The organism is Bacillus sp. FSL K6-1005, from assembly GCF_038000225.1.
Classification (GTDB): domain Bacteria; phylum Bacillota; class Bacilli; order Bacillales; family Bacillaceae; genus Bacillus; species Bacillus mojavensis.
This window is the reverse complement of the sequence record NZ_JBBOBP010000001.1, coordinates 1,021,007-1,047,013: the sequence shown is the minus strand read 5'-3', so window position 1 is coordinate 1,047,013 and position 26,007 is coordinate 1,021,007. Positions and strand designations below refer to the sequence as shown.

Below are 26,007 nucleotides of genomic sequence, written 5' to 3'. Positions count from 1 at the left end.
ATGTTCATTTGCAAATGACATCATTTTTCAGTAAAATAAAGACATATTATCCATATATCTTTTTTAAAAAAGAAGAACGGATCTGCAAGACCCGTTCCATCTTATTCTAGAAAATCTTTCAAACGTTTACTTCTGCTAGGATGTCTTAGTTTCCGCAGCGCTTTCGCTTCGATTTGTCGAATACGCTCTCTCGTAACTCCAAATACCTTGCCGACCTCTTCCAATGTTCTTGTACGTCCGTCATCAAGACCGAATCGAAGCCGCAATACATTTTCTTCACGATCTGTTAACGTATCAAGCACGTCTTCAAGCTGCTCTTTCAATAGCTCGTATGCCGCATGATCTGAAGGTGAAGTAGCCTCTTGATCTTCGATGAAATCACCAAGATGGGAATCATCCTCTTCACCGATCGGTGTTTCAAGAGACACTGGCTCTTGTGCTATTTTTAAGATTTCACGTACTTTTTCAGGTGTTAGATCCATGTCTTCCGCAATTTCTTCAGGTGTTGGCTCTCTGCCTAAGTCTTGCAATAGCTGACGCTGTACGCGGATTAATTTATTAATGGTTTCAACCATATGAACGGGGATCCGGATCGTTCTCGCCTGATCGGCAATGGCGCGTGTAATCGCCTGTCTGATCCACCACGTAGCATACGTACTGAATTTATAACCCTTACGATAATCAAATTTCTCAACGGCTTTCATCAGACCCATGTTACCTTCTTGGATCAGATCAAGGAACAGCATTCCGCGTCCGACGTACCGTTTGGCGATGCTGACAACAAGCCGCAGGTTCGCTTCGGCCAATCTGCGTTTGGATTCTTCATCACCTTCTTCAATTTTTTGCGCATAGGCGATTTCTTCCTTTGCAGAAAGAAGGTTAACCCGGCCGATTTCCTTTAAATACATACGTACTGGGTCGTTGATTTTGACACCAGGCGGTACACTTAGGTCATTAAGGTCAAATTCTTCTTCGGCTTTGGCAAGCTGCTGAATATTAGGATCTTCTGTTTCTTCATTCTCACTAATTAATTCAACACCTTGTTCACCTAAAAATTCATAATACTCATCCATTTGGTCTGACTCAATCTCAAAGCTGGACATACGCTCAGCAATTTCTTCATATGTCAAAACGCCACGTTTTTTACCAGACTCAGTTAATTGTTCTTTCACTTGGTCGAATGTTAATTCTGTTTCGTGGGTTTGTTTATCAGCCATTATGGATCCCTCCTTCCAAAGCTTGCAACGAATTCTAAAAGCGGTATGATTCTTATTCGGTCCATTCAGGCGTTTTCTATGTGAACTGCCTTTAACAATGTGCGAATAATGAAATGACAATTCATGATGAGGTCAAGCGATCTATTTGCTCCTCCGCAAGGAATCATTGCCAATAAAAACTCCTCATCAGTTGTCCCTGTTATTTTAAAGATCGGTTCAATGTAACGATTTCTTGAGCCAGAGATGCGGCTCTCAAAAAATCTTTTTGCCTTTCGGCTTCGGCTCTTTCCGCCTCTTTTTCTTTTATCATTGACCATTTTCTGTGATTCAACACTTTTTTCACATAATCTGATAACTCGGCCTCGCTGAGTTCTTGATTAATCTGAAGCATTAAAATATCAGACAATACCTGGCTTATATGATCATCCGTCACCCTGGCCATAAGATGCTGAGGCGTCAGCTCGGCACCCTCTTCATATAAAGCGTACAGATAGGCGGCCAAAGCGCGGTGTTCATCAATATTAAATTCAAACCCGACCCGGTCAATGACTTTTTTTATGACGCCCCTGTCACGAAGCATATGCGCCAGTAAAAGCCTTTCTGCATTTTCATACGCCGGGCGCAGCCGTTTTTGCCTTGCCTTAGTTGTCAAATGCGCTCTTCTTGTTTTCGTTTCACCGCTGCTGTCAGCAGGTTTGTTTTGCCTGCCAAATACAGTCAGCTGCTCAGTTAATGACTCCTGGGAAATCGAAAATTCGAAAGCAAGCTGTTTCACGTAGACTTCCTGTTCAAGTGATCCTGACAGCGCGCTGATTTCTTTAAGCACTTCTTTAATGTAGGCTAATCGATCGCCTTCATCGGACAGGTTCTTTCCTTTCCGGAAATATTGCATTTTAAACGCCATCACCGTAACGCTTGCATCGACAATGTCGTTTTTGAATTTTTCTCCGCCGTACTGTTTAATGTAATCGTCAGGGTCCAATCCGTCAGGGATCATAGCGACTCTGACTTTACAATCTTTTTTCTGAAGAAGCTCTGCAGCTTTCAAGGTGGCTTCATATCCGGCTTTATCAGAGTCATAGCAAAGAATGATCTCCTCCACGTTTCTTCTCAGAATCTTTACATGATCATCTGTTAGAGACGTACCCATCGTCGCTACACTCTCTTTTACGCCTGAGTTTACCGCTGATATGACATCGGCGAATCCCTCGAATAAGACAGCTCTTTCCTGCTTTCTGATATGAAGGCGGGCCTTGTGAAAATGATAAAGCAGCTTGCTTTTATGAAAAAGCGGCGTTTCCGGGCTGTTCATATATTTTGGCTGCTGGCTGCCAAGCGCTCGGCCTGAGAAAGCCACAACAGCTCCATGATGGTCATGGATCGGAAACATGATCCGGTTTCTGAAACGGTCAAAATATCCGCTTCCGTCTTCGCGTCTAATGAGCAGCCCCGCTTTTTCCATTTGATTTTCACTGAAGCCTCTCTTGGCGAGAAATTTCGTTATGAAGTCCCAAGAATCAAGTGCATAGCCAATCTGAAATTCATCAATCAGCTCTTTCGTAAACCCTCTTGCAAGCAAATAATCAAGCGCATCCTGGCCTTCTTTTGTATTTATTAACAAATGATGGTAAAATTTCTTCAGAAGCTCATGAGCCTCCGCCATTTTTTGTTCTCCGGTGGATTCTGGCCGGACTGCGGTGTGAACCGTTATATCATCTGGAAAATCAATGTGGTATTTGTCCGCAAGGTGGGAAACCGATTCAGCAAACGAATAACCCTCCATCTGCCTCAAAAAGGAGAAGACATTGCCACCCGCTCCGCAGCCGAAGCAATGAAAAATCTGTTTGTCTGGCGATACGGAAAACGAAGGTGTGCTTTCTCCATGAAAAGGACAGAGTCCAAAGTAGTTTCGGCCTTGCTTCTTTAATTGAACATAATCACCTATGACTTCAACGATATCTGCCGACTTTTGCACCTTGTCTACAATTTCATCTGGTATCCGATTTCCCATCTTATAACACTCCGTCGTACATTATTCGATGTTTTAGTGCAAAATCCCTTCATCGTTCGACAGGATTTTTTGCAGCAGCGTAACAAATCGTTCTCGATCTTCATGATTCAATTTTTTAGGCCCTTTGGCATAAATGCCTTTTCTCCTTTGTTTGCCGGAAACATGACGGCCTTCAAGGGCAAAATCAATCGTATCTTCCTTGTAAAGACGTCCTCTCTCCGACATGACAGTGACGTTCCTGTTCAGAAGCAGGGACGCTAAACCAATATCCTGCGTCACCACGACATCTCCCGGTTTTACATGATTTGCGATATATAAATCAGCAGCTTCTTTATGAGGATCAACATACTTCCATTTTTCTTCCTGACTTCTGGAAAGCTGGTAATGTTCAAATGAAGCGACAAAAAGAACTTGAACTTCATAATCGGATGCTGTTTGTAAAATTTCGTCTTTTACAGGACAAGCATCAGCATCGACAAAAATCGTCTTTTCTTTTTCATTAAGAAGAGTAATTCTCCATCCCTCCATTAAACTCCTGCATAAAAGCAAGCAAAATCGCACACCCTGCAAAAATGCGGGTGTATTTGAATTTGTCGAAAAATTTCCGGGAGAAATTCTTGACATCTTACCCATAATAGTTTATTCGTATCACACGAACCTTAAACCTAAAATTAATCATTTTATCACAATTTTTTATTATAATACAAACTTCACAAAGATGCTATTGTTTTTCATTATTCCCTTTTGGCAAAGTCAAAAACCCAGGATAGAGCGTCCTGAGTTACATGTTTTTCGTTTTGAGATGATGGATAATATTTGCTGTTTCTTCTACTGCTTTATTTGAAACATCTACAACCTGGCAGCCGATTCGATCCACGATCTTTTCGAAATATTCCAGTTCCTCTTTAATTCTGTTGATATTTGCATAAATGGCCTTGTCATTGAGGCCAAGTGATTTTAACCGTTCTTTTCTGATATGATTTAGTTTATCCGGACTGATCTTCAGGCCGATGCATTTTTTCGGGTCAACATTAAAGAGCTCTTCTGGCGGGTCAACCTCCGGAACAATCGGGACATTGGCAACCTTCAGCCGCTTGTGGGCAAGATATTGAGATAACGGTGTTTTAGAGGTTCTCGATACACCGATCAAAACGATATCAGCTTTTAAAATGCCTCGTGGGTCACGCCCATCATCGTATTTAACAGCAAACTCAATGGCTTCGACCTTTTTGAAATAATCTTCATCAAGCTGGCGGACCCGTCCCGGTTCATACTTCGCCGTTAAACCGTAGGCTGTTTCCATTTTATCAATTAACGGGCCGATAATATCATAATATAAGACATTTGCTTTTTCCGCTTCGGCAATCAAATATTCTCTTATTTCCGGCACCACAAGTGTAAAACAGATAATGCCTCCATCTGCTTTTGCAAGCGAAATCACTTCATTGATAGTGCCAATGTCTTCAACATAAGGAATTCTTCTTACATGTGTATCGTCTGCTGATCCGTTAAATTGGCTTAATGCAGCTTTGACTACCAATTCAGCCGTTTCACCGACGGAATCCGATACGACATAGATGATGCGGTTATTCATATTATCCCCCCGTTAGTCTGCGCTCTTATAGGATTTCATTTTCTGATAAACTGACAAGTATTTTGGTCATATTCGTTTTCGTCACTCTGCCGATCACTTCATATCCTTTATCGGTATCTTTGATGACAGGCAGCGCATCGATTTGTTTTTCAATTAAGTGCTTTGCAATGTCCATCACATAATCCTCGCGTCTGCACACGGTAATATTCGGCATTCTAGTCATAATAATGTGCACAGGGACAGAAGTAAGCTCCTGCTGGCCGATGCTGGCTCGTAGTAAATCCTTTCGTGAAAGCACTCCGACTAAAACAGCATCACGGTCCACTACAAACAGAGTACCTACATCTTCTAAAAACATGGTGCAAATCGCATCATATACAGAAACGTTTTCGTGAATAACGACGGGAATAGATTGAAAGTCTTTCACCTGAAGCTTTTTCAGTTTATCTGCCAGCAGCTGCGTACCGGTTTTTCCAGTATAGAAATAACCGACTCTCGGGCGCGCCTCAAGGAAACCTGACATGGTGAGTATGGCTAAATCAGGACGCAGTGTTGCTCTCGTTAAATTCAGCTGTTCGGCAATATGCTCCCCTGTAATCGGTCCGTTTTCTTTTACAATCTGCAAAATATGTTCTTGCCGTTTATTTAGTTCGATCGTACTCACCACCTTTTCACTTCATATCTATGTAAAGAGAATAATAAACCATATTATAACGTAAATGCTCTGTAATCAAACAAAAAAACGTTCAAATGGGGAAAAGACGATTACCGATCACACAGCAACCGCCTTTTCTCTCTTTATTTTACAATAAGGGCATTCATATTAGCAAAGGACTTGATCTGATCCGCCAAGTTTACCATTTGCGCTAATCGGTTTGCCTTTAATGCCTCGTTATCAGCAATAACCATCGTATGGTCGAAATAAGCATCGATCGGTTCCTTCAAGGCTGCAAGTGAAGAATGTGCCGCCTCATAATCTTTTTTGCTGAAGCTTTCCTGCAGATTTTGTTTAGCAGTTTGATAAGCTTCGTACAGCTTCGCTTCGTATTCATTTTCGAACAATTCAGGCTGAATATCCCCGCGAACTCCTTTTTTGCTGATAGAGATCACTCGGCCTAAAGCTTCAGCTGTTTCTTTAAAGCCCGGGGCACCCAGTTTTTGTTCCAGCACTTGCGCTTTGTGGAGCGCTGAATACGGCTCAAGCTCAGAGCTTTCCAGCACGGCATCTATTACATCATGTCTGATCTGCTCCGCATTTAAGACGTATTTTAGACGCTGAGTGAAGAAATCTAACAGTTCGGTTTCTTTTTCCGTTTGTACGAAAGTCAGCAGCTCTTCAAACGAAATGCCCCAGTTCCGGTCAAGCAGAATCGCAACAATACCGCTCGCTTGGCGGCGCAAGCCGTAAGGATCCTGTGAACCAGTCGGAATGACGCCAATAGAGAAGAAGGATGCGATTGTATCCAGCTTATCCGCCATTGCCACGACTGCCCCAGTGAAAGTGGAAGGTGTTTCTCCGCCTGCGGATCTAGGCATATAGTGTTCGTTGACAGCCGCAGCTACAGCATCATGTTCGCCAAGCATTCTCGCATACTTTTCACCCATAATTCCTTGAAGCTCAGGGAACTCATATATCATATGTGTCACAAGGTCGAACTTAGAAATTTCAGCAGCACGTTTCACGTGTTTTAATGTATCTTCATCAGCTTGAAGACGGACAGCAAGCTTCTCTGCGATCGCTGTTACTCTTCTTACCTTATCAGCGAGAGAGCCAAGCTCTTCATGGAACACAATGTTTTCAAGCTTCTTCACATTTTCATCAATGTTCAGCTTCTGATCTTCCTTGTAGAAGAAGGAAGCATCGGATAAACGTGCACGCAGCACTTTCTCATTGCCTCGCGCGACATTTTCGATCGCGTGGCTGTTTCCGTTACGGACTGTGATAAAGTAAGGAAGCAAATCTCCGTTCTTGTCTTTAACAGGGAAATAGCGCTGATGCTCTTTCATTGTCGTTACAAGCACTTCCTCAGGAATGGACAGAAACTCAGATTCAAATGAGCCGTAAAGAGCCGTCGGATACTCTACTAAATGATTGACTTCATCAAGGAGGTCCTCGTCAACCTGAATACTCCATTTGTTTTCTTCGGCCATTGCTTCCAGCTGCGATTGAATCATGTGTTTGCGAACATTTGGATCAGCAATCACATGTTGCTCTTTCAGCTGTTCTTCATAACTTGAAGGCGATTCAATAGACACTTCATGACCCAGGAAACGGTGCCCCTGTGTCGTCCGGCCTGACTCAACATTTGTGATTGCAAACGGAATGACATCCTGGCCAAATAAAGCGACAATCCATTTAATCGGACGGATATAACGCAGATCTTCATTTCCCCATCTCATGTTTTTCGGGAAATGAAGGCTTGTAATTAAGCTGTTCAGTTCAGGCAGAAGTGTTTTGGTTTCTTGGCCTGCTTGGAATTTTTGCACAAAAACATATTCTGTGCCTTTTATTTCTTTCATGTACAAGTCTTCCACGCTGGCACCTTGCCCTTTTGAAAACCCAATCGCCGCTTTTGTCCAGTTGCCGTCAGCATCAAGGGCGATTTTTTTTGCAGGCCCTTTTGCTTCTTCTTTTATATCATCCTGCTTTTCTGCTACACCCTTTACGAAAACAGCAAGGCGTCTCGGTGTATTAAAAAGCTTCACTTCACCGTGTGCGATATTTTTTTCTGCAAGCCAGCCTGTCAGCTTTTCGCCAAGCTGAACCATGCTTTCATTCAAAAAGCGCGCCGGCATTTCCTCTAATCCGATCTCTAAAAGTAAATCCTGTTTACTCATGAGAAGAACCCTCCCCTTTAAGCATTGGGAACCCTAGTTTTTCTCGTTCCTCATAATAGGTTTTTGCGACTTTTCTTGCTAAATTCCGCACTCTTCCGATATAGCCTGTCCGCTCTGTAACAGAGATTGCCCCTTTGGCATCAAGAAGGTTGAATGTGTGCGAGCATTTAAGCACGTAGTCATATGCAGGATGCACAAGACCGTTATCCATTTGCTTGATCGCTTCTTTTTCATACGTGCTGAATAATTGGAACAGCATATCAACATCAGATGTTTCAAATGTATAAACGGAATGCTCGTACTCAGCCATCATGAATAAATCTTTCACGGTAAACCCTGACGTCCACTCAAGATCAAATACATTTTCTTTATCTTGAATATAAGAGGCCAGACGCTCAATTCCGTATGTAATTTCAACGGAAACAGGTTTACACTCGAGTCCTCCAACCTGCTGGAAATACGTGAATTGTGTAATTTCCATTCCGTCAAGCCATACTTCCCAGCCAAGACCCGCACAGCCTAAAGACGGATTTTCCCAGTTGTCTTCAACGAAACGGATGTCATGCTCAAGCGGATCAATTCCGAGAGCGCGCAAAGAGTCTAAATACAGCTCTTGAATGTTATCAGGTGACGGTTTAATGATGACCTGAAATTGATGATGCTGATAAAGTCTGTTCGGGTTTTCTCCATATCGGCCGTCAGCTGGGCGTCTTGACGGCTCAACGTAAGCCACTTTCCACGGCTCAGGACCGATACTGCGCAAAAATGTATACGGGCTCATCGTGCCGGCCCCTTTTTCTACATCGTATGCCTGCATGAGCACACAGCCTTCATTGGACCAATGCTTCTGCAGGGTTAGAATCATGTCTTGAATATTCATTTCAAGCACCTCCACTTTTCTTTCATAAAATTGCTGCGGCAGCAACCAAAAAACTCCCGTCTCTATGCTTGCCAGCCGCAAACATAGGGACGAGAGTTCTCCCGCGGTTCCACCCTAGTTGCTGAGAACCAAATCCCAGCCTCTTTTTTAAAATTGCTCAAGAATGCCTTTCGTTGCGTGCTCATCCTTAGCTTACACCGTCCTAAGGTCGCTTTTATGAGGTATACGCAAGTACTTCTTTCTCTCACTGCAACATATTTTATAATAAATGATCATATAAAAAGATGGGCCAGATGTCAACTTTTGTTTTCACCCATAAGATGTTTCATGCTCTCCATTTGATCTAAAAAGCGCTTCGATTTCAGATAAACTCCTGAATATTCTTCGTAGTACAAGTCAATAACTTGCTTTACTTCATCTTTCGTTTCCTGCTTTAAGGACACATTGCCAATCCTTGAAAGATCAAAGTAATAAAACAATCTCAATAGCCTTGCCGTTTGCGGTTTAATCGGCACCTTGTAAGGGTCTTTGTCAAAGCAGCGGTGGCAAATAAAACCGTTATCGCGAACAGAAAAATGGAATGTCCCATCCTGGCTTTTACAATGCACACAGTGATTAAGCTCAGGATACAGTCCCATCACAGCAAGCATCTTCATTTGAACAATGAAGGTGATAACATCCGGGTCAGTTCCTTCATCAAGCTGTTTAAAGGATTCTAAAATAAATTCAAACAAATAGGGATTTGGTTTTTTTTCTTCTGTGCCTTTGTCAACGAGCTCGGCAATAAAAGCTGCATATGCAGTTAAAAACAAATCCTCTCTGATGCCTCTCATGCTGAGGATCATTTCACCCTGCTGAAGGGTTCCGAGGCCTGTTGTTTTCTGCATTAAGAATGAACCATACAAAAAGGGCTGGCTGACTGCTGATAAACGGCTGTTCGGTTTTTTGGCTCCTCTGGCCATAACACCTATTTTTCCGTGTTCTCTTGTCAGTAAAGTAACAATTTTATTCGTCTCTCCGTAATCATTGGTACGAAGAACGATTCCTTCACATTTTGTCAGCATTTCCGCACCTTCCTAAAACAGGAGCGGTCAAGAGGTCTATAAAATTGGAAAATCAAATCGGGCTAGCTCATCTTCTAGTTCTTCGGGTCTTTCCATGTTCTCTTTTTCCAGTTCTTTAAAAAGAAGATACGTATCAACATTTCCTGTTTGAGAAAATACGTTCCAGGTAAAATTCAACACAAGAAACCCACCTTTCTGTAGTTAAACTAGCTTACCTAAACTCCAAATTCTTACCTTTATCTTGACCAGATGTCCTCCATTTCATGTTAAACAAAATTTGCTAAGTTATCCCTGTTCATGTGAGATAATGACACAGCAAGAGATTAATATTCATCCTCTTTAAAGCCGAAGTCGCGAAGCTGGGACATTTTGTTACGCCAGTCTTTCTGCACCTTTACCCATAATTCAAGATAGACGCGAGAACCTAAGAGGGCCTCAATATCCGCTCTCGCTCTTTTTCCGACTTCTTTCAGCAGGCTTCCTTTTTTACCGATGACAATGCCTTTTTGAGAATCCCGTTCGACTACAATTGTTGCAGCAACGTGCACGGATCCGTTGTCCTGTCCTTTAATCGATTCGATGCTTACCGCAATGCTGTGCGGGATTTCTTCCCTTGTCAGATGCAGCACCTTTTCCCTGATCAACTCAGAAATAATAAAGCGCTCCGGATGATCGGTCACCTGATCACTTGGATAAAACTGAGGTCCTTCAGGCAAATAAGCTTCAATCTGCGCCAGCAAAGTTTCAATATTATTTCCCTCTAATGCAGAGATCGGAACAATTTCCTTAAAAGGATATCGCCCGCGGTATTCGTCAATTAGCAGAAGCAATTGATCAGGATGGATTTTGTCAATTTTGTTTACGATTAAGAAAACAGGTGTCGAGGTATTCTGCAATTTCTCAATAATGAACTCGTCGCCCTTGCCGTAACCTTCCTCAGCATTGATCATAAATAAGATCAAATCGACTTCTTTCAATGTATTTTGCGCCACTTTCATCATAAAGTCCCCAAGCTTATGCTTAGGCTTATGAATTCCTGGTGTGTCAATAAAAATTGTTTGCGATGTGCCTGTCGTTAAAACCCCTTGCACCTTATTTCTCGTTGTTTGGGGTTTATCACTCATGATGGCGATTTTTTGGCCGATCACTCTGTTCAAAAAAGTAGACTTACCTACATTTGGTCTTCCGATAATGGATACAAATCCTGATTTAAAGCTTTCGTTCGTCATGTAAATCCTCCGATGAAAATGCGCCTGGCAATAATTCTTCTGCAGTCATTTCTTTTATTTGTCCTTGTAAATTGGTCAGCACGACAACAACGTCCTTTGTGCAGAGCTCAGAAATCACCTGTCTGCAGGCTCCGCACGGTGATACTGGTCCCGGGGTGTCAGCAGCTACTGCCAGCATCTGAAACTCAGTATCGCCTTCAGAAACAGCTTTAAACAAAGCGGTACGCTCAGCGCAGTTGCACATGCTGTATGCCGCATTCTCTATATTGCAGCCTCTGTACACTTTTCCATCTTTGGTAAGAAGAGCGGCTCCTACTTTAAACTTGGAATACGGTGCATATGCCATGTCACGCGCTTTTAAAGCTTCTGTTATCAATTCCTGTCTGTTCATGTGTACATGTTCCTCTCTTACCTATAATGGTACCGCTATCACTTTATATTTTACATAATAGCGCTCCTTTTTTCACGCCCATTTCTAAAAATGTAAAATAAATGTAAGAATTTTCAGCCATTACAGCTTTGGCAAAAAAATAAGTAAACCAATAATACACGAAATCACGGCAAAAACGCAAACAGCCCCGGCAGCAGCGTCCTTAGCCGCCTTCGCAAGCGGGTGATGTTTATCTGTTACTAAATCAACCGTGTGTTCAATAGCTGTATTTAAAAGCTCTAGCGAAAGCATTCCGCCGATCAAAAGAAAAATAATAGCCCACTCTGTCAAGCTGAGATTAACGAGAAAACCGCAAATGATAACGGCGCAGGCAGCCGCGGCATGAAATTGAAAATTCCGCTCCGTCCGCGCCGTTTTCCATATGCCCCGCCCTGCGTGCACGAAGCTCATTAGGAATCGCTTCAGCTCATTTCTATGATCTCTTGAGTCCATAGGCGTCCAGCAAATCCTTTTGCTTAGTAAACATCTCCTCTTCTTCCTCTTTCGTCATATGGTCATATCCTAAAAGATGTAGGAATCCATGTACCGCTAGAAAGCCAAGCTCTCTCTTGAAAGAATGGTTATATTCTTCAGCCTGCTCTCTTGTACGATCTGCACTGATGATAATGTCACCTAAAACCGGCGGCATTTCAGCACCGACAATTTCAACTTCATCTTCTCCTTCTTCTTCAAGAGCAAATGAGATGACGTCTGTCGGCGTATCCTTTCCCCGATACTCTTTATTGATCTGCTGAATGTCTTCATTGGTAACGATCGTGACAGAAACCTCAGCCTGATCCTGAACTCCTTCGCGCTCAGCGGCAAATTGAAGCAGATTTTCTACTTCTTTAAGCATCTCTTCAGAGACACTTCCGGTTTCATCTACGATATCAATCAGTAAACTCATCTATTTCACCTTCTTAGTAGCCTCCGGATATTCAATCCGGGAGTGGAAAATTCCTTTTAATGTTGCACAAAGCGTTTTTGCAATTGTATCAAGCTCTTTAAATGTCAAATCGCATTCACTAAACTGTCCGTCCTGAAGCTTATCGGATATAATGCCCCGGACAAGCTTTTCAATTCGTTCAGGATTTGGATTATGCATCGATCTGACAGCCGCTTCGACACTGTCTGCCACTGAGATTATCGCGGCTTCTTTTGACTGCGGCTTCGGCCCCGGGTAACGGAATTCTTCCTCTGTAATCTGATCGCCTTTTTCCTTCGCTTTATAATAAAAGAATTTCAAAAGAGAAGTCCCGTGGTGCTGCTCAGCAATATCCACAAGCTCCTTTGGAAATTTATAGCTCCTCAGCATATTCGCCCCGTCAGTGGTATGCGAAATAATGATATTTTTACTGAGCTGTGGAGAAAGCTTATCATGCGGATTGTCAATATTCATTTGATTTTCAATAAAATACTGCGGCCGCTTTGTTTTCCCAAGGTCGTGGTAATACGCACCGACTCTTGCAAGCAAACCATTTGCCCCTACCGCCTCACAGGCGGCCTCTGACAAATTTGCAACCATGACGCTGTGGTGATATGTACCTGGTGTTTCTGTCAGTATTTTTCGAAGCAGCGGATGGTTAGGGTTGGACAGCTCAATCAGCCTCATTGTGGACAAAATGCCGAAGCCTGTCTCAAAAAACGGCATAAGCCCGATAATTAATACAGAGGAAGCAAAGCCCGACACAACTCCCATCAGCATGAGCGTCCCGATTTCCAGACCTGACAGCGCGGTGTTTTGAATCAATAATAGAGATAGAACCACAATCATATTGATAAACGCCACAAAAAGTCCGGTCTGCAATATTTTTGATCTGCCATTGTGTTTTCCTAAAAACAAAACACCAGAAATACCGCTGATCAAATAATAAATACCAATGACATAATTAAATGTTCCTGTCACACCTTGATTAAACATCATACTTCCGCAAATCGCAAGAATGATACTTCCTAAAATGGCGATTCGTTCATTCATCAGCAGCTTAATTAAGATCGCGCCGGCCGCAATGGGGACAAGATAGCCAATATTGTTATATTCCATCTTTTGAAATAAACTGACAACCTCCATAATAACAAGTAAAAGCGTTGTAATAATGGAGAATAATAAGATCGACTTTTGTTTGAATTTCAGATTTTGATTCTGTTTTTCGAAATAGTAAACAAGTGTAGCTATGAAAAGCCCAATCATAATCAATAGACCGCTGATCGGCTTGAACAAATTGGAGTTATTTAATAATCCGGTCAGCTCAAGTTTTCTGTATACTTCCCGATCAATGAGGTCATTTTCTTCCACGAGCACCTGCCCCTGTTTGATCTGAACCTGCTGAACATTGTCTGACGCTTCCTGGCGCTTTGCCTCTGTTGCTTTCGGATCGAAGACGTAATTCGGAATGATGGCGTAACGCCCGATTTCCGTGGCGGCTCCCAAATATTTGGACGGAATAGAATTACTCTTCAGTTCTTTTTCCACTTTATCTTTTGCTTCAGATAATTTATCCGACGGGATTTCACTGCTCATCACTGAGTTTACTGCTGTTATGACAGTATCTCTGACAAATGAAAAATCTTCATGGTCCGCCTTCAGCAAAGTCTTGATGGCTTCCTCTGATATAGAATCATTCACATCTGACGTCAGCTTATTCTTCACCGACTTAATCATTGATTTTTCTGATGGTGAACTGCTGTCTTCTTCTGCTGAGTTTTTCACTTCACTAATACTGTCAAATATCGATGACACAAGATCAATTCGATTGTCTGTATAATCCTTCTTTAAGGTATATTGATCTTCGACCGCATCCTCAGCAGCTTGCTTTTTTTCCTCTGTCGCTTTTTGATCTTCCACGGTTGCCGGAGCATAAATGGTCTTGTCGCTGACTGAAAACAGGTCTAAATCAAGCGATTCCGGCTTCACATGTACAAAAAGCAATGCGAACATAATCGCAGCCAGCAGAAGATACAGCAGTACATGCATGGAGCGTGCATTTTTAAAGCCGCGCCACTTTGTTGAGCCGCTTTTGGTCTTCCCCTTCTTTTTCAACACAAGAACCTCCTCTAGAAAATCAAGCTGATAAGCAAAAATGACCCGATAACGCGCGATCGGGTCATTCAGGATTAATTTTGCTTATCGTATGCTTCAATAATTTTCGCAACAAGCGGATGTCTGACCACGTCTGTCTGGTCCAGTTCAATCACAGAAATGCCGTCGATTTCTTTCAGCATCTCTCTCGCTACTGCAAGTCCCGATTTGACGCCTTTCGGCAGATCAATTTGGCTAACGTCACCTGTAATGATCATTTTAGAGCCAAAACCCAGTCTCGTCAAAAACATTTTCATTTGGGCAGGCGTAGTGTTCTGTGCTTCATCAAGTATAACATAGGCATCATCAAGCGTCCGGCCTCTCATATAAGCGAGCGGAGCGATTTCAATAACTCCTCTTTCCAGCAGACGTTCTGTATGATCTGTTCCAAGCACATCATGAAGAGCGTCATACAGCGGGCGCAAATAAGGATCTACTTTCTCTTTCAGGTCACCTGGTAAAAAACCGAGGCTTTCACCGGCTTCTACGGCAGGTCTTGTTAAAATGATTTTTTTAATATGTCCGTTTTTCAATGCGTGGACTGCTTTTACGACAGCAAGATACGTTTTTCCGGTTCCAGCCGGGCCAATACCGAATACAAGATCATTTCGTTTCATGGCTGCTACGTATTCCCGCTGTCCCATGGTTTTCACACGGATCGATTTGCCTTTTGCGTTTTTTGTAATTTCTTCTTCATACATGCTTTCAAAATATTCAAGCTCATTCTTTTTTGCCATCTTGATGGCGTAAATCACATCACGTTCAGAGATCTCTATCCCCTTGCGAATTAATGCGAGAAGTGATCCCAGCAGCCTGTCGGCAATCTGAAACGATTCTTCACCGCCTGAAATATAAATCGTTTCGCCTCGCGTAATGATATTTACATCCAGATCTTTCTCCATCAGTGTCAAAAAAGAATCTTGATTCCCGAACAGTGAAAGCGCCTCGTCCGGGCTTTTCAGTTTTTGATTAATCGCAAGTAAATGTTCTGTCATTCTTCAGTCTCCCTGACAATAGGTGTGGTTTGAACGATATCTTCTATAACTTGGTAGAGAATAATCAACTTTACTTTACCATTCTCGACTGTCTGGTGCAAAACTTTTTCACTTTTCACCTCACCGTCCTCGCCTATTTTATTCTCTACATCCCGTTTACCCATTTTGATTCCTTCTTGAACTGCTTCTTCTTCGGTATATTTTCGCAAAGCCTCTTCACTTTCTCTCGTTTGCTCTTTGATATAAGAAACAGGGAGCTCCAAACCGAGAAAATGAAGCGAATGCTTCTCTTGTTCTGTTTTTGGATGTTTTAATTCCTCTTTTTTAAACGTCATTCCCCAGATCGGGAAAGCCCATGAGCCAAAAGAAAGCTTGTGCTTTGTCCTTACTTTGCCCGTATAGACGTTAAATAATGTTTCAAGTGGCACTGTTACTTCAGATCTGTACCAGGTCTCACCGTAAATTTCAGCTTTAGAGGCGACTTCCTGCTGCTCATCTTCGCTTCCAATTAAGCCGGAGACAAGCATTTGTCCCTTTTCCACATGATCATGAATTGCGGCCATGGGCTGTCCTTTCTGCACAAACATTCTTGTAATGGTTGCTTTCTTTTTGGCGACAATGTGGCGCGGACTGGCATACTTTTCTTTTTCCGGCTCATTTTTCTCCACAACTTTCATACGGATGGTCGTGCCTTTCAAATCGACTCCGACCCAAGTGATATTGTCTATTCCGTTGGTTAACGATTTTTGTATTTTTTCGGGAGACTGCATTAAAAACTGCAATCGCCCTTTTTGGACGCCTATTCCCTTCAGATGCTGCATCATTTGGTGCTCCGTTTCAGGCTTTGCGCCAGTCACTTCAATTTTCCACACCATATTGGAGAGCAAAAATAAAAGGATAAAAAAAAGCGCAAAACCAATGGTAAAACCTAAATTCAGCTTGGATTTCAGCAATAAGAACGGGAACCCTTTTCGATTGATAAAACGGGCTTTACAGTCAAATTCTCTCCTGACACGCCGAAAGGCATGTACATCCTGAAGCTGTATATATAACAAGACGGCTTCTTTCTTTTTTTTCAGATGAAAGATCGGAATCCCTCTTCTTGTGCATTCATTAAGGAGCCGTTCAATGCCTCGTCCCGTCACTTCAAGCTGGACCTTACCCTCAAAAAAAGACAGCCATTTATTTTTCACAACATTTCCCCCTCGGCTTTATGACTCAACATATCGAACGACATCAATCGTACCCTCCAAAAGTATTTCTTCCGGAAGAATCGCTTTGATCACAAAGTTTTCTCCTGATATGATGCACTGGCCCTGCTTCAGCATCAGCCTCACTTCATTCTCACTGAACAGCAGAAGGCCTCTGTGGTTTTCTATGTAGATATGAAGTCTGCCGACCATTGTTATCCGCGGCAGATCCATCATAACGTCCGGGGGAATTTCCAATGCTCTTGTCAGCCAAGCTTTTAAACGATTCTTTCTATGCCCCATACAAAAAGAACCCCCTTTCATCTCATATGTATGATTTGAAAGAGGGTTCTAACACTTAATTTTTGCGGGCTGCACGCATTGTGTGATGAGGTTTTTTTGCCCTTGGCGGACCGAATACTTCGCCTAAGACAATGCCTTGCACCACAGTGTCTTTATTGACCTGTAGCAGTTTTTGCTTGGTGTACACCGCTTTATTTTGGGCGGCAGTAAGATCCCGCTCAAGCCCTTTCAGGTTTCTTTCTGTTTCCTTCCGTCTTTCTTCAGCTTCTTGTCTCATCTGTTCCATGCGGTTTGGAATAGGAGCAGGCGTTTCTTTAGCTGATTGTTTATTCTGAACAGAAGCTGGTTTCATGGTCTGCGGCTTTTTTCTTTTTTGATTTTGATTGTTTTTTTCTTCTTCTTTTTTCACTTTGCCGAAAATCGTGGAAATAATTCCGATAATCACTGCAATAACAAGCGGATTCGTCAGTATATCTTCCATCAATATTCTCCCTTCTGCATAGAGAGATTATGATTTGCGGTCTTCATCCGATTGGTCTTTCGTTAATTTACCGAATGAATCACGCATATCTGTGTCTGCATCAATGTTTTTAATATTCATGTAGTCCATGACGCCGATATTTCCTTCGCGAAGCGCTTCGGCCATCGCAAGCGGCACTTCCGCTTCGGCTTCAACCACTTTAGCTCGCATTTCTTCTACACGTGCGCGCATTTCCTGTTCTTGAGCAACAGCCATTGCACGACGTTCTTCGGCTTTGGCCTGCGCTATATTTTTATCGGCCTCTGCCTGATCCGTCTGCAAGATCGCCCCGATGTTTTTACCAATGTCAACATCAGCAATATCAATCGAAAGAATTTCAAAGGCTGTTCCTGAATCCAGGCCTTTACCGAGAACCGTTTGAGAAATCATATCAGGGTTCTCCAGCACTTTTTTGTGGTTTTCGGATGAACCGATTGTAGAGACGATCCCTTCGCCTACACGGGCTACAATCGTTTCCTCACCCGCACCCCCTACGAGGCGATCGATATTGGCTCTTACTGTAATTCTCGCTTTCGCCTTCACTTCAATTCCGTCCATGGCAACACCTGCAATAAATGGTGTTTCAATGACCTTCGGATTAACGCTCATTTGCACGGCTTCCAATACATCACGGCCGGCAAGGTCGATGGCAGCACAGCGTGCAAATGTAAGCTCAATATTGGCGCGCTGTGCTGCGATAAGTGCGTTAACGACTCTATCTACATTCCCTCCGGCAAGATAGTGGCTTTCAAGCTGGTTTGTTCCAACGTCGAGTCCCGCTTTATGCGCTTTAATTAACGGATTAACCACCCGGTTCGGTATGACGCGGCGAAGCCTCATCCCTACTAAAGTGAAAATGCTGATTTTAACTCCGGCTGCTAAAGCTGAAATCCAGAGCATAACTGGTACAAATGTAAAAAATACAGCTAAAACAATGATCCCTACTACAACAATAGCCAGTATCATTAATGTTGATGGGTCCATGCTACTTCTCCTCGTTTCTGTTTAAATTTCTCTCACGACAATGCGCGAGCCTTCCACTTTGATTACTTTTACTTTTTTATCTTTCGCTGTAAATGATCCTTCTGATACCACATCAAGACGTTCGTCATCAATAATGACGGTTCCCGCGGGACGCAACGGCGTAAAGGTCACGCCCTCCTTGCCGATTAAGTCCGTGCGCGTTTGATTTGATACATAACCGCTCTCTGTATTTGTAGAATCATTTAATATAAGTTTCTTAAAGAATTTCATACGCTTTCCCAACACCCTTGTCAGTAAAATGAAAGCTGTAATGGAAACAGCTGAGGCGATCAAGAGAGAAACCGCCATGACTGTGAAGCTTCCCGCGGCCAAAAATAAGCTCGCAACAATTGCTCCCAAGCCAAGTAAACCAATAATTCCTCCGGGGAGGAATATCTCCATCAGGATCAGAATCACCCCTGCTATAAAGAGGAGAACCGTTTCATATCCGGCAAGACCCACTGCAAGATGTCCGTAAAAAAACAGGATCAAAGCAATAAATCCGGCTGTTCCAGGCAGACCGACACCCGGAGAAAAAAGCTCAACAGTAAGGCCTAAGAAGGCAATTGTCAATAAAATAGGAACAACAATCGGACTGGTCAGCCACCTCGCTGCCTTCTCTGCAAAGCTTTCCTCGGCATAGCTGATATGTGCATTTTCGTATCCAAGCTTCTTCACAAGCGCGGAAAGATTGTTAACAGTTCCTTCCGAATAGCCTACGTCAACAGCTTTTTCTGCATTCAGCGTAAGCAGATCTCCCTTCGGCGCGCCCGCTTCTTTTGCATCTACATCAGGGTCTGCCATGGCACGCGCATATTTTGGATCACGGTTGTTTTTTGCTGCGGCATCTTCCAGCTCCGCAAGCCAAAATGATTCAGCTTTTTTGTCAGCAGCATTACCTTTACCGTCAATGATCGCCGCGGCTCCCATTTTTCCTCCTGGTGCCATATAAATGGCGTCAGCCTGTAACGCGATATATGCACCAGCAGACAATGCCCGTTTGTTTACATAAGCAGTTATCGGGATATCCGTTTCGGTGATCGTGTCCGCTATATCAATAGCTGATTTCACCAGTCCTCCCGGCGTGTTAATATCAAGAATAATATGGTTTGCATGCTGAGCCTCTGCATCTTGTAGCGAACGCGACAAAAAGGAGGCGAGACCCTGTTCGACATTTTTTTCAACGGGAATGACGTAGACGGTTTGTTTTTCTGCTTTTGTGTGCAGCTGAACTCCTAATAATGATAGTAGAAATATGCTCAAAAGAGCCGCTCGGAATCCTTTTGTTTGAAGCAAGGGCGATGTATCCCTCCTTCCTCGTATAGTAAGTGCCTTCTCTTCATACGTAACAAATGTATCAAAGGTTTCATTTTTTTATGTATAAAAAAAGACATCTCTCTTAGAAAGATGTCCTTTTCTTCGCCATTTAAGACAGTTGACTGCTAACAAGTTTATTAATTAAACTTCCGTCAGCTTTACCTTTTACTTTAGGCATAATTGCCCCCATCACTTTGCCCATGTCCGCTTTTGAGCTCGCACCGACCTCAGCGATGGTTTCATTTACGATTGTACGCAGCTCTTCTTCTGATAGCTGCTGTGGTAAATAAACTTCTAAAATGTCCAGCTCTTTTTGAACTTTATCTACTAAATCTAAACGATTAGCGTTTGAAAATTCCTGGAGGGAGTCTTTACGTTGCTTAAGTTCACGAGAAAGGACAGTGAGTTCCTCATCCTCGGTCAAACTGTCTTTCTTAAGCTTAATTGCTTCGTTTTGAAGTGAAGCCTTAACCATTCGAACGACAGTCAGTTTGTCTTTCTCACGGCTTTTCATATATAGCTTCATATCTTGGTTAAGTCGCTCAAGAAGACTCATAAATCCACCCTCTTTTAGAATTTGCGTTTTCTAGCAGCTTCAGACTTTTTCTTGCGCTTTACGCTAGGTTTTTCATAAAATTCACGCTTTCTTGCTTCTTGCAAAGTACCTGTCTTTGATACACTGCGTTTGAAGCGACGAAGAGCATCTTCAAGCGATTCGTTTTTTCTAACGACCGTTTTTGACATTCTCTTTCCCTCCCTCCGAATACACCAATCGACTACCTTTAAGTTACACATATAAACATGTACTTTGACATTATAATATAAGCCTTCAGTCAGGTCAACTAAGTGCGTTCACTTTTCCGTCATGAGCGGGACTGCCTGTCTATATAATGATAGAAAGGGGTTGGTGAATAAAATGTTGCTTCTGATTAGTTTTACTGCTCTTATCTTATTCTTTCTCGCAGGGATGAACATGCTTCGGAAAGGTTTAATTTCGATGACGTATTCAAAAATTGAAGAGCAGCTGCTGATTTTTACGGATCATCCGTTAAAGGCATTTCTTATCAGTATTGTTTTTACAGGATTTCTCCAAAGCAGCTCCGCCTTTATGGTAATTGTCATCGGATTTGTGAGTGCGGGCGCCCTTTCTTTCAAACGGACAATACCGATGATTCTTGGAACAAATATCGGGTCTACCTTTACAACCGAATTTCTTGCAATCAAAATGGATGTGTTGATTTGGATTCTTTTGATTGGCGGTTTGCTGTTTTTTCTAACTGGCAGGTATCCGTTCAAACAGCTGGGGACAAGCTTCCTCGGACTGGGGATTATCTTTTTTTGCATCACAGGCTTCAGCCGCCTTGCAGAACCGCTTACTCAGCTGAAAACGGGAGCAGGCATACTTCATCATGTGAACGACTCAAACTGGTCTGCTTTGTTTATCGGCATGGTGTTAACTGCAATCATTCACTCAAGTTCTGTCTGCATCGGCATTTTGATGAGCTTTATGAATGAAGGCGTTATCGGACTGACACAGGCAATGAGCGTTGTGCTTGGGTCAAACATCGGGACATGCATTACAGCTGTCATGGCTGCTGTATCCGGCGGATATGCGGCAAAACAGACAGCGTGCGCCCATGTTTTGTTTAACGTGATCGGCGTAGCGATTGTATTCCCGTTTTTGGCGGCAGCGACCGGCTTTGTTGAACAGCTCTCGGCTGACCCTGCCCAAAGAATCGCCCATTTCAGTCTGCTATTTAATGTTGTATCAGCTCTCTTATTTTTGCCGCTTACCAACTTGTTTTACAGCCTTATCAAATGGCTTATCCCAGTTAAAAACTGAATATAAAAAACCGGCACATTTAGATGCACCGGTTTTTTCAGGTTAAGAAGACATACGCATTTGTTCTGTTATGTCATCCTCAACAACACGGACAAACTGTCCTTCGTTGTATGGATAGCCTGCTTTTAGTATTTTTACTTTCACGATTTTGCCGATCATGTCTTCCGTGCCCTTGAAAACAACTTTCATGTAGTTGTCTGTGTAGCCGACATACATGTTTTCTTCATCTGATTCTTTAAATGCTTCCTCAGGGATAATTTCAAGGACTTCATTTTCATAATCAGAGGCATATTCCTTCGCAAGCTGGTCAGAAAGTGCAATCAAGCGGTGTACACGTTCATTTTTGACGTTTTCATCCACTTGGTCTTCCATCCGCGCAGCTGGCGTTCCCGTACGTTTGCTGTAAGGAAACACATGAAGTTCAGAGAATCTGTTTTCTTTAATAAAGTTATAGGTTTCCATAAACTCTTCTTCTGTTTCGCCAGGGAAGCCTACAATGACATCGGATGTTACGGCTAAGCCCGGAAGTGCTTTTTTCAGTTTATTTAAACGGTCAGCGAAAAATTCCATCGTGTATTTGCGTCTCATCCGTTTAAGCACTGTGTTTGACCCGGATTGAATCGGAATGTGCAAATGGCGCACAATCTTATCTGAACGGTCTAAAACTTCAATCACTTCGTCTGTGATCTGGCTTGCCTCGATGGACGAAATTCTGATCCGTTTTACGCCTTGAACACGGGCGTCAAGTTCTCTCAAAAGCTTGGCAAAGTTGTAATCTTTCATATCTTCACCGTAGCCGCCTGTATGAATACCAGTAAGTACGATTTCTTTATAACCCGCATCAACAAGCTGCTGTGCTTGTTTAATGACTTCCTCCGGGTCACGTGAACGGAGAAGTCCGCGCGCCCACGGAATGATACAGAACGTGCAGAAGTTATTGCAGCCTTCCTGTATTTTTAATGACGCTCTTGTCCGGTCTGTGAAAGCAGGTACATCAAGCTCTTCATATACTCTAGCTTTCATAATGTTGCTGACGCCATTGATCGGCTGACGCTCTTCACGATATTGATCGATGTAGCCGAGCATTTTTTCACGATCCTGAGTTCCGACTACAATGTCAACGCCCGGGATTGCCATAATCTCCGCTGGCGAGGTTTGCGCATAACAGCCTGTGACGCAGATGACGCCGTCAGGATTTTGACGAATGGCGCGTCTGATCACTTGGCGGCTTTTTTTATCTCCCGTATTTGTTACTGTACATGTATTAATGACATATACGTCAGCTGTTTGTTCAAAGTCTCTTCTTTCATAGCCCGCATCTTTGAAAAGCTGCCAGATTGCTTCTGTCTCATAATGATTGACTTTGCAGCCAAGCGTATGGAACGCAACAGTTGCCATTATTGATCACCTCTTAATAACTCTGTATGATAAGAAATCGCGCTCAGCGCGTATAGCGGAGCGGTTTCTGTTCTTAAAATTCTCGGTCCGAGGCCGCACGGAACAGCGTTTTTCGCCGTGAGCCGCTCAACCTCCGCTTCTGTTAAACCGCCTTCGGGACCGAATACGATCAAAAGGGATGATCCTTTCGGAAGGCTGCTTACAACTGCGCTGAACGAGCTTGTTTCTCCTTGCTTCGATGACTCTTCGTATGCAACGACACATTTATCGAAATTCTGCACCTTGTCAAGAAGCTGCTGAAAGGAATGGATATCCAGCACTTGCGGCACTTCGTTTCGGTACGATTGCTCCGCCGCTTCCTTCGCAATTTTTGTCCATCTTTCCCGCTTTTTCTTCGCTTTCTTGTCATCCAGCTTGACAACAGAACGTGCGGCTTGCAGAGGAATAAAGGCATGAGCTCCCAGCTCAGTCCCCTTTTGGATAATCCATTCCAGTTTATCCCCTTTCGGGAGGCCGCTTGCAATATAAACCTTTATCGGAAGCTCTCTGTTTTCATTCGTCCATTCTATCATAAGACAGGACACTTTTTCTTTGGAAACAGATTGAAGTTCACATTTTGCTTCGAAGCCGTCCTGAGAGCAGCAGATAATTTGGTCTCCCTCGTTCATTCTCATGACATTGACAATATGATGAACATCTTCTCCGGTAATTGAAATAGCCGGCGCTTCCTCCATTTGCTGCTTCGTGAGCTCGATAAAATATCGTTGCATACGCTGTGACACCTACTAACTGTTATTTTTTCGCAATAATGCTGACCCAATCTTCCATTGAGAGGATTTCCACAATGGTAAAACCAGCCTGTTCCAATGCTTCTTTTACCTCTTGCTTTTTTTGGCCGATAATTCCTGAAGTAATAAAGTGCCCGCCGTCTTTCAGCAGATGATATGCCTGTGAAGTAAAACGAAGGATAACTTCAGCCAAAATGTTGGCAACGATCACATCATGTTCTCCTGAAATCCCGTCTAACAAATTATTTTGTTTGACTTGAGCTATATCGCTAACCTTGTTTAACTTCAAATTGAGACGTGCGCTTTCTACAGCAACGGGATCAAGATCATAGGCATGAACCGATTCAGCCTCAAGCATTGCAGCCGCAATACTTAAAATTCCGGAGCCTGTGCCTACATCAATCACCTTATCACCCTTTTGCACAAAGCGTTCAAGCGCCTGAATACAAAGTACGGTTGTCGGGTGTGTGCCTGTTCCGAATGCCATTCCCGGGTCCATTTCAATAATCAGCTCATCCGTGTGTACCGGCGTATATTCCTCCCACGTTGGTACAATCGTAAACTTTTCAGAAATTTTCACAGGATGGTAATACTTTTTCCAGGCAGTCGCCCATTCCTCTTCGTTCACTTCGGAAATGGTGATATGGTTTCTGCCCAAATCAATATCATAAAGAAGCAGATTATTAATTGTTTCTTTAATGCCATCTACCGTTTCTCCAAGAAAGCTGTTGACCGGCAGATACGCTTTAACAATGACACCCTCGTTCGGATAATCATTGGGGTCGAGCTGGTAGATTTCCCCGTATACATTCTCACGTTCTTTAATTAAATCAAGCGGGTCCTCTATCACAACCCCACTCGCACCAGCTTCATGCAAAATATTTGAGATAGGTTCGACCGCTTCATGTGTTGTGTGAATGCTTAATTCGGACCATTTCAAAACTACCAACTCCTCATCCAATAATTAATCGCCTTTAAACGCGCGTTTTACCTTATCAAAGAAACTCATTTCCTGTTCATCAGGCAGGTTTCCGCTGACTTCGGCAAATTCACGGATAATATCTTTTTGTTTATCTGTCAAGTTTGTCGGCGTGACAACGCGGACGACGATATGCTGGTCACCCTGTCCATAGCCTCTGACATTTTGAACGCCTTTGCCTCTTAATCTGAACTTTGTTCCTGTTTGTGTACCGGCAGGAATTTTCAATTTCACTTTCCCGTGAAGCGTCGGAACTTCCACTTCATCTCCAAGAGCGGCTTGAGCAAACGTTAACGGCATTTCACAGTAAATATCATCTCCGTCGCGCTCAAAGAATTCGTGGGCGCGCACGTGGAATACGACAAATAAATCCCCTGCAGGGCCGCCGTTTACGCCTGGTTCACCCTGTCCTGAGAGACGCAGCTGCTGCCCGTCATCTACACCGGCAGGAATTGTGACGTTGATTTTTTTGCGTTTTTTGATTTTTCCTTTGCCGCCGCAATCCGCACATTTGTTTTTAATGATTTTACCCGTACCTTCGCAGTGGTGGCACACTCGTCTGTTGACAACTTTTCCAAACGGCGTGTTTTGCTCCACATTTAGCTGGCCGGAGCCTCCGCAGTGCGAGCACGTTTCTGGTTTTGTACCAGGTTTTGCCCCTGAGCCTTTACATGTATCGCACGTTTCCTCACGCGGAATCTCGATGGTCGTTTCTTTTCCGAAAACGGCGTCCTCAAATGACAGAGTCATCGTATATTGCAAATCCGCCCCTTGACGCGGTGCATTTGGATCTCTTCGTCTAGTGCCGCCGCCGAAAATACTTGAGAAAATATCATCGAAACCAAAACCGCCGAAGTCGCCGCCGCCAAAACCGCCGCCGCCGAAGCCTTGGTTAGGATCAGTATGGCCAAATTGGTCGTAATGAGACCGTTTTTGATCATCAGACAGCGTTTCGTATGCTTCTTTGACTTCTTTAAACTTTTCATCTGATCCGGCTTCTTTGTTAATGTCAGGATGATATTTTTTCGACAGCTTTCGATAAGCCTTTTTTATTTCATCCTTTGAAGCGCTCTTACTTACACCCAGCACTTCATAGTAATCACGCTTACTCATCTACTTCACTCTCCCGAATTTCTCACATAAATTAGATTGTATCATTTTGAATTATGATTTTTCAATTCCTTTTATCCCGGGCAAGAAAAAAAGTCAAAGCCAAGAGATGCCTGACTTTGACTTTCTAACCATTGAATCAGATTATGAAATGTGTTCTTTTTGTCAGTCCCAGAAGCGGGACTGACTCTAAAAAGAA

27 protein-coding genes and 1 other annotated feature are annotated in these 26,007 nt (G+C 43.1%); of the genes, 1 reads left to right on the top strand and 26 read right to left on the bottom strand.

The genetic code is table 11. The features are described from left to right. Positions 1-101 precede the first annotated feature (101 nt). From rpoD to rpsU, 22 genes are all read right to left on the bottom strand, one after another. On the bottom strand, positions 102-1,217 hold the full coding sequence (gene rpoD, locus NST16_RS05335) for an RNA polymerase sigma factor RpoD (protein WP_003226225.1): 1,116 nt from the start codon (positions 1,215-1,217) through the stop codon (positions 102-104). Positions 1,218-1,416: 199 nt separating this feature from the next. Next, positions 1,417-3,228, bottom strand: a complete 1,812-nt coding sequence (gene dnaG / locus NST16_RS05330) for a DNA primase (protein ID WP_340884575.1) — start codon at positions 3,226-3,228, stop codon at positions 1,417-1,419. 33 nt (positions 3,229-3,261) lie between these two features. Beyond that, complete coding sequence (locus NST16_RS05325) at positions 3,262-3,756, bottom strand: YaiI/YqxD family protein (RefSeq protein WP_168748261.1); 495 nt, start codon at positions 3,754-3,756, stop codon at positions 3,262-3,264. Positions 3,757-4,009: 253 nt separating this feature from the next. Beyond that, positions 4,010-4,822: a pyruvate, water dikinase regulatory protein gene (locus NST16_RS05320; RefSeq protein WP_003237056.1), complete on the bottom strand. Its 813-nt coding sequence runs from the start codon at positions 4,820-4,822 to the stop codon at positions 4,010-4,012. A gap of 25 nt (positions 4,823-4,847) precedes the next feature. Continuing rightward, positions 4,848-5,486 carry a transcriptional regulator CcpN gene (gene ccpN / locus NST16_RS05315; RefSeq protein WP_024122084.1) on the bottom strand — a complete coding sequence of 213 codons (639 nt, stop codon included), beginning with the start codon at positions 5,484-5,486 and terminating at the stop codon, positions 4,848-4,850. Between the two features lie 134 nt (positions 5,487-5,620). Then, the gene (gene glyS, locus NST16_RS05310; protein WP_340884568.1) at positions 5,621-7,660 is read right to left on the bottom strand and encodes a glycine--tRNA ligase subunit beta; all 2,040 of its coding nucleotides are present in this window, start codon (positions 7,658-7,660) and stop codon (positions 5,621-5,623) included. Next, positions 7,653-8,540, bottom strand: coding sequence for a glycine--tRNA ligase subunit alpha (gene glyQ, locus NST16_RS05305; RefSeq protein WP_010334976.1), 888 nt, complete (start codon positions 8,538-8,540; stop codon positions 7,653-7,655). Before glyQ ends, glyS begins: the two co-directional genes overlap by 8 nt. An 82-nt stretch (positions 8,541-8,622) precedes the next feature. Then, positions 8,623-8,797, bottom strand: a binding site (T-box leader). Between the two features lie 39 nt (positions 8,798-8,836). Further along, positions 8,837-9,604, bottom strand: coding sequence for a DNA repair protein RecO (recO, locus tag NST16_RS05300; protein WP_010334977.1), 768 nt, complete (start codon positions 9,602-9,604; stop codon positions 8,837-8,839). 36 nt (positions 9,605-9,640) lie between these two features. Beyond that, positions 9,641-9,784: a YqzL family protein gene (locus NST16_RS05295; RefSeq protein ID WP_024122087.1), complete on the bottom strand. Its 144-nt coding sequence runs from the start codon at positions 9,782-9,784 to the stop codon at positions 9,641-9,643. A 143-nt stretch (positions 9,785-9,927) separates the two neighbouring features. Then, complete coding sequence (gene era, locus NST16_RS05290) at positions 9,928-10,833, bottom strand: GTPase Era (RefSeq protein ID WP_010334979.1); 906 nt, start codon at positions 10,831-10,833, stop codon at positions 9,928-9,930. Then, the gene (locus tag NST16_RS05285) at positions 10,814-11,224 is read right to left on the bottom strand and encodes a cytidine deaminase (protein WP_010334980.1); all 411 of its coding nucleotides are present in this window, start codon (positions 11,222-11,224) and stop codon (positions 10,814-10,816) included. Before NST16_RS05285 ends, era begins: the two co-directional genes overlap by 20 nt. Before the next feature lie 120 nt (positions 11,225-11,344). Then, the gene (locus tag NST16_RS05280; protein ID WP_229146823.1) at positions 11,345-11,716 is read right to left on the bottom strand and encodes a diacylglycerol kinase family protein; all 372 of its coding nucleotides are present in this window, start codon (positions 11,714-11,716) and stop codon (positions 11,345-11,347) included. Continuing rightward, positions 11,697-12,170 carry an rRNA maturation RNase YbeY gene (gene ybeY, locus NST16_RS05275; protein WP_010334982.1) on the bottom strand — a complete coding sequence of 158 codons (474 nt, stop codon included), beginning with the start codon at positions 12,168-12,170 and terminating at the stop codon, positions 11,697-11,699. Before ybeY ends, NST16_RS05280 begins: the two co-directional genes overlap by 20 nt. After that, positions 12,171-14,306 carry a cyclic-di-AMP phosphodiesterase PgpH gene (gene pgpH / locus NST16_RS05270; protein WP_081720840.1) on the bottom strand — a complete coding sequence of 712 codons (2,136 nt, stop codon included), beginning with the start codon at positions 14,304-14,306 and terminating at the stop codon, positions 12,171-12,173. 71 nt (positions 14,307-14,377) lie between these two features. Then, the gene (locus NST16_RS05265) at positions 14,378-15,337 is read right to left on the bottom strand and encodes a PhoH family protein (RefSeq protein WP_268445842.1); all 960 of its coding nucleotides are present in this window, start codon (positions 15,335-15,337) and stop codon (positions 14,378-14,380) included. After that, complete coding sequence (yqfD, locus tag NST16_RS05260) at positions 15,334-16,530, bottom strand: sporulation protein YqfD (RefSeq protein WP_029441370.1); 1,197 nt, start codon at positions 16,528-16,530, stop codon at positions 15,334-15,336. The genes NST16_RS05265 and yqfD overlap by 4 nt, the downstream gene beginning before the upstream one ends. Before the next feature lie 18 nt (positions 16,531-16,548). Continuing rightward, positions 16,549-16,830 carry a sporulation protein YqfC gene (gene yqfC, locus NST16_RS05255; protein WP_010334985.1) on the bottom strand — a complete coding sequence of 94 codons (282 nt, stop codon included), beginning with the start codon at positions 16,828-16,830 and terminating at the stop codon, positions 16,549-16,551. Positions 16,831-16,885: 55 nt separating this feature from the next. Continuing rightward, the gene (locus NST16_RS05250; protein ID WP_340884548.1) at positions 16,886-17,311 is read right to left on the bottom strand and encodes a hypothetical protein; all 426 of its coding nucleotides are present in this window, start codon (positions 17,309-17,311) and stop codon (positions 16,886-16,888) included. A 27-nt stretch (positions 17,312-17,338) separates the two neighbouring features. Beyond that, positions 17,339-18,334, bottom strand: a complete 996-nt coding sequence (floA, locus tag NST16_RS05245) for a flotillin-like protein FloA (protein WP_268445838.1) — start codon at positions 18,332-18,334, stop codon at positions 17,339-17,341. Between the two features lie 21 nt (positions 18,335-18,355). After that, complete coding sequence (locus NST16_RS05240; protein WP_340884544.1) at positions 18,356-19,669, bottom strand: NfeD family protein; 1,314 nt, start codon at positions 19,667-19,669, stop codon at positions 18,356-18,358. 130 nt (positions 19,670-19,799) lie between these two features. Next, complete coding sequence (locus NST16_RS05235; protein WP_010334989.1) at positions 19,800-20,246, bottom strand: GatB/YqeY domain-containing protein; 447 nt, start codon at positions 20,244-20,246, stop codon at positions 19,800-19,802. 14 nt (positions 20,247-20,260) lie between these two features. Then, on the bottom strand, positions 20,261-20,434 hold the full coding sequence (rpsU, locus tag NST16_RS05230) for a 30S ribosomal protein S21 (protein ID WP_003152957.1): 174 nt from the start codon (positions 20,432-20,434) through the stop codon (positions 20,261-20,263). A gap of 172 nt (positions 20,435-20,606) precedes the next feature. Here rpsU and NST16_RS05225 point away from each other — a divergent pair, with 172 nt between their 5' ends. After that, on the top strand, positions 20,607-21,533 hold the full coding sequence (locus NST16_RS05225) for a Na/Pi symporter (protein ID WP_340888285.1): 927 nt from the start codon (positions 20,607-20,609) through the stop codon (positions 21,531-21,533). Positions 21,534-21,575: 42 nt separating this feature from the next. Here NST16_RS05225 and mtaB read toward each other — a convergent pair whose 3' ends face one another. Genes mtaB through dnaJ form a run of 4 tightly spaced genes read right to left on the bottom strand, consistent with a single transcriptional unit; the run spans position 21,576 to position 25,811 of the window. Beyond that, the gene (gene mtaB, locus NST16_RS05220) at positions 21,576-22,931 is read right to left on the bottom strand and encodes a tRNA (N(6)-L-threonylcarbamoyladenosine(37)-C(2))-methylthiotransferase MtaB (RefSeq protein WP_010334991.1); all 1,356 of its coding nucleotides are present in this window, start codon (positions 22,929-22,931) and stop codon (positions 21,576-21,578) included. Then, the gene (locus tag NST16_RS05215) at positions 22,931-23,701 is read right to left on the bottom strand and encodes a 16S rRNA (uracil(1498)-N(3))-methyltransferase (protein WP_010334992.1); all 771 of its coding nucleotides are present in this window, start codon (positions 23,699-23,701) and stop codon (positions 22,931-22,933) included. The genes mtaB and NST16_RS05215 overlap by 1 nt, the downstream gene beginning before the upstream one ends. A 22-nt stretch (positions 23,702-23,723) precedes the next feature. Beyond that, on the bottom strand, positions 23,724-24,659 hold the full coding sequence (prmA, locus tag NST16_RS05210) for a 50S ribosomal protein L11 methyltransferase (protein WP_168748270.1): 936 nt from the start codon (positions 24,657-24,659) through the stop codon (positions 23,724-23,726). A 24-nt stretch (positions 24,660-24,683) separates the two neighbouring features. Beyond that, a complete protein-coding gene (dnaJ, locus tag NST16_RS05205) occupies positions 24,684-25,811 on the bottom strand; it encodes a molecular chaperone DnaJ (RefSeq protein ID WP_010334994.1) in 1,128 nt (375 codons plus the stop codon). Between the last annotated feature and the right edge of the window lie 196 nt (positions 25,812-26,007).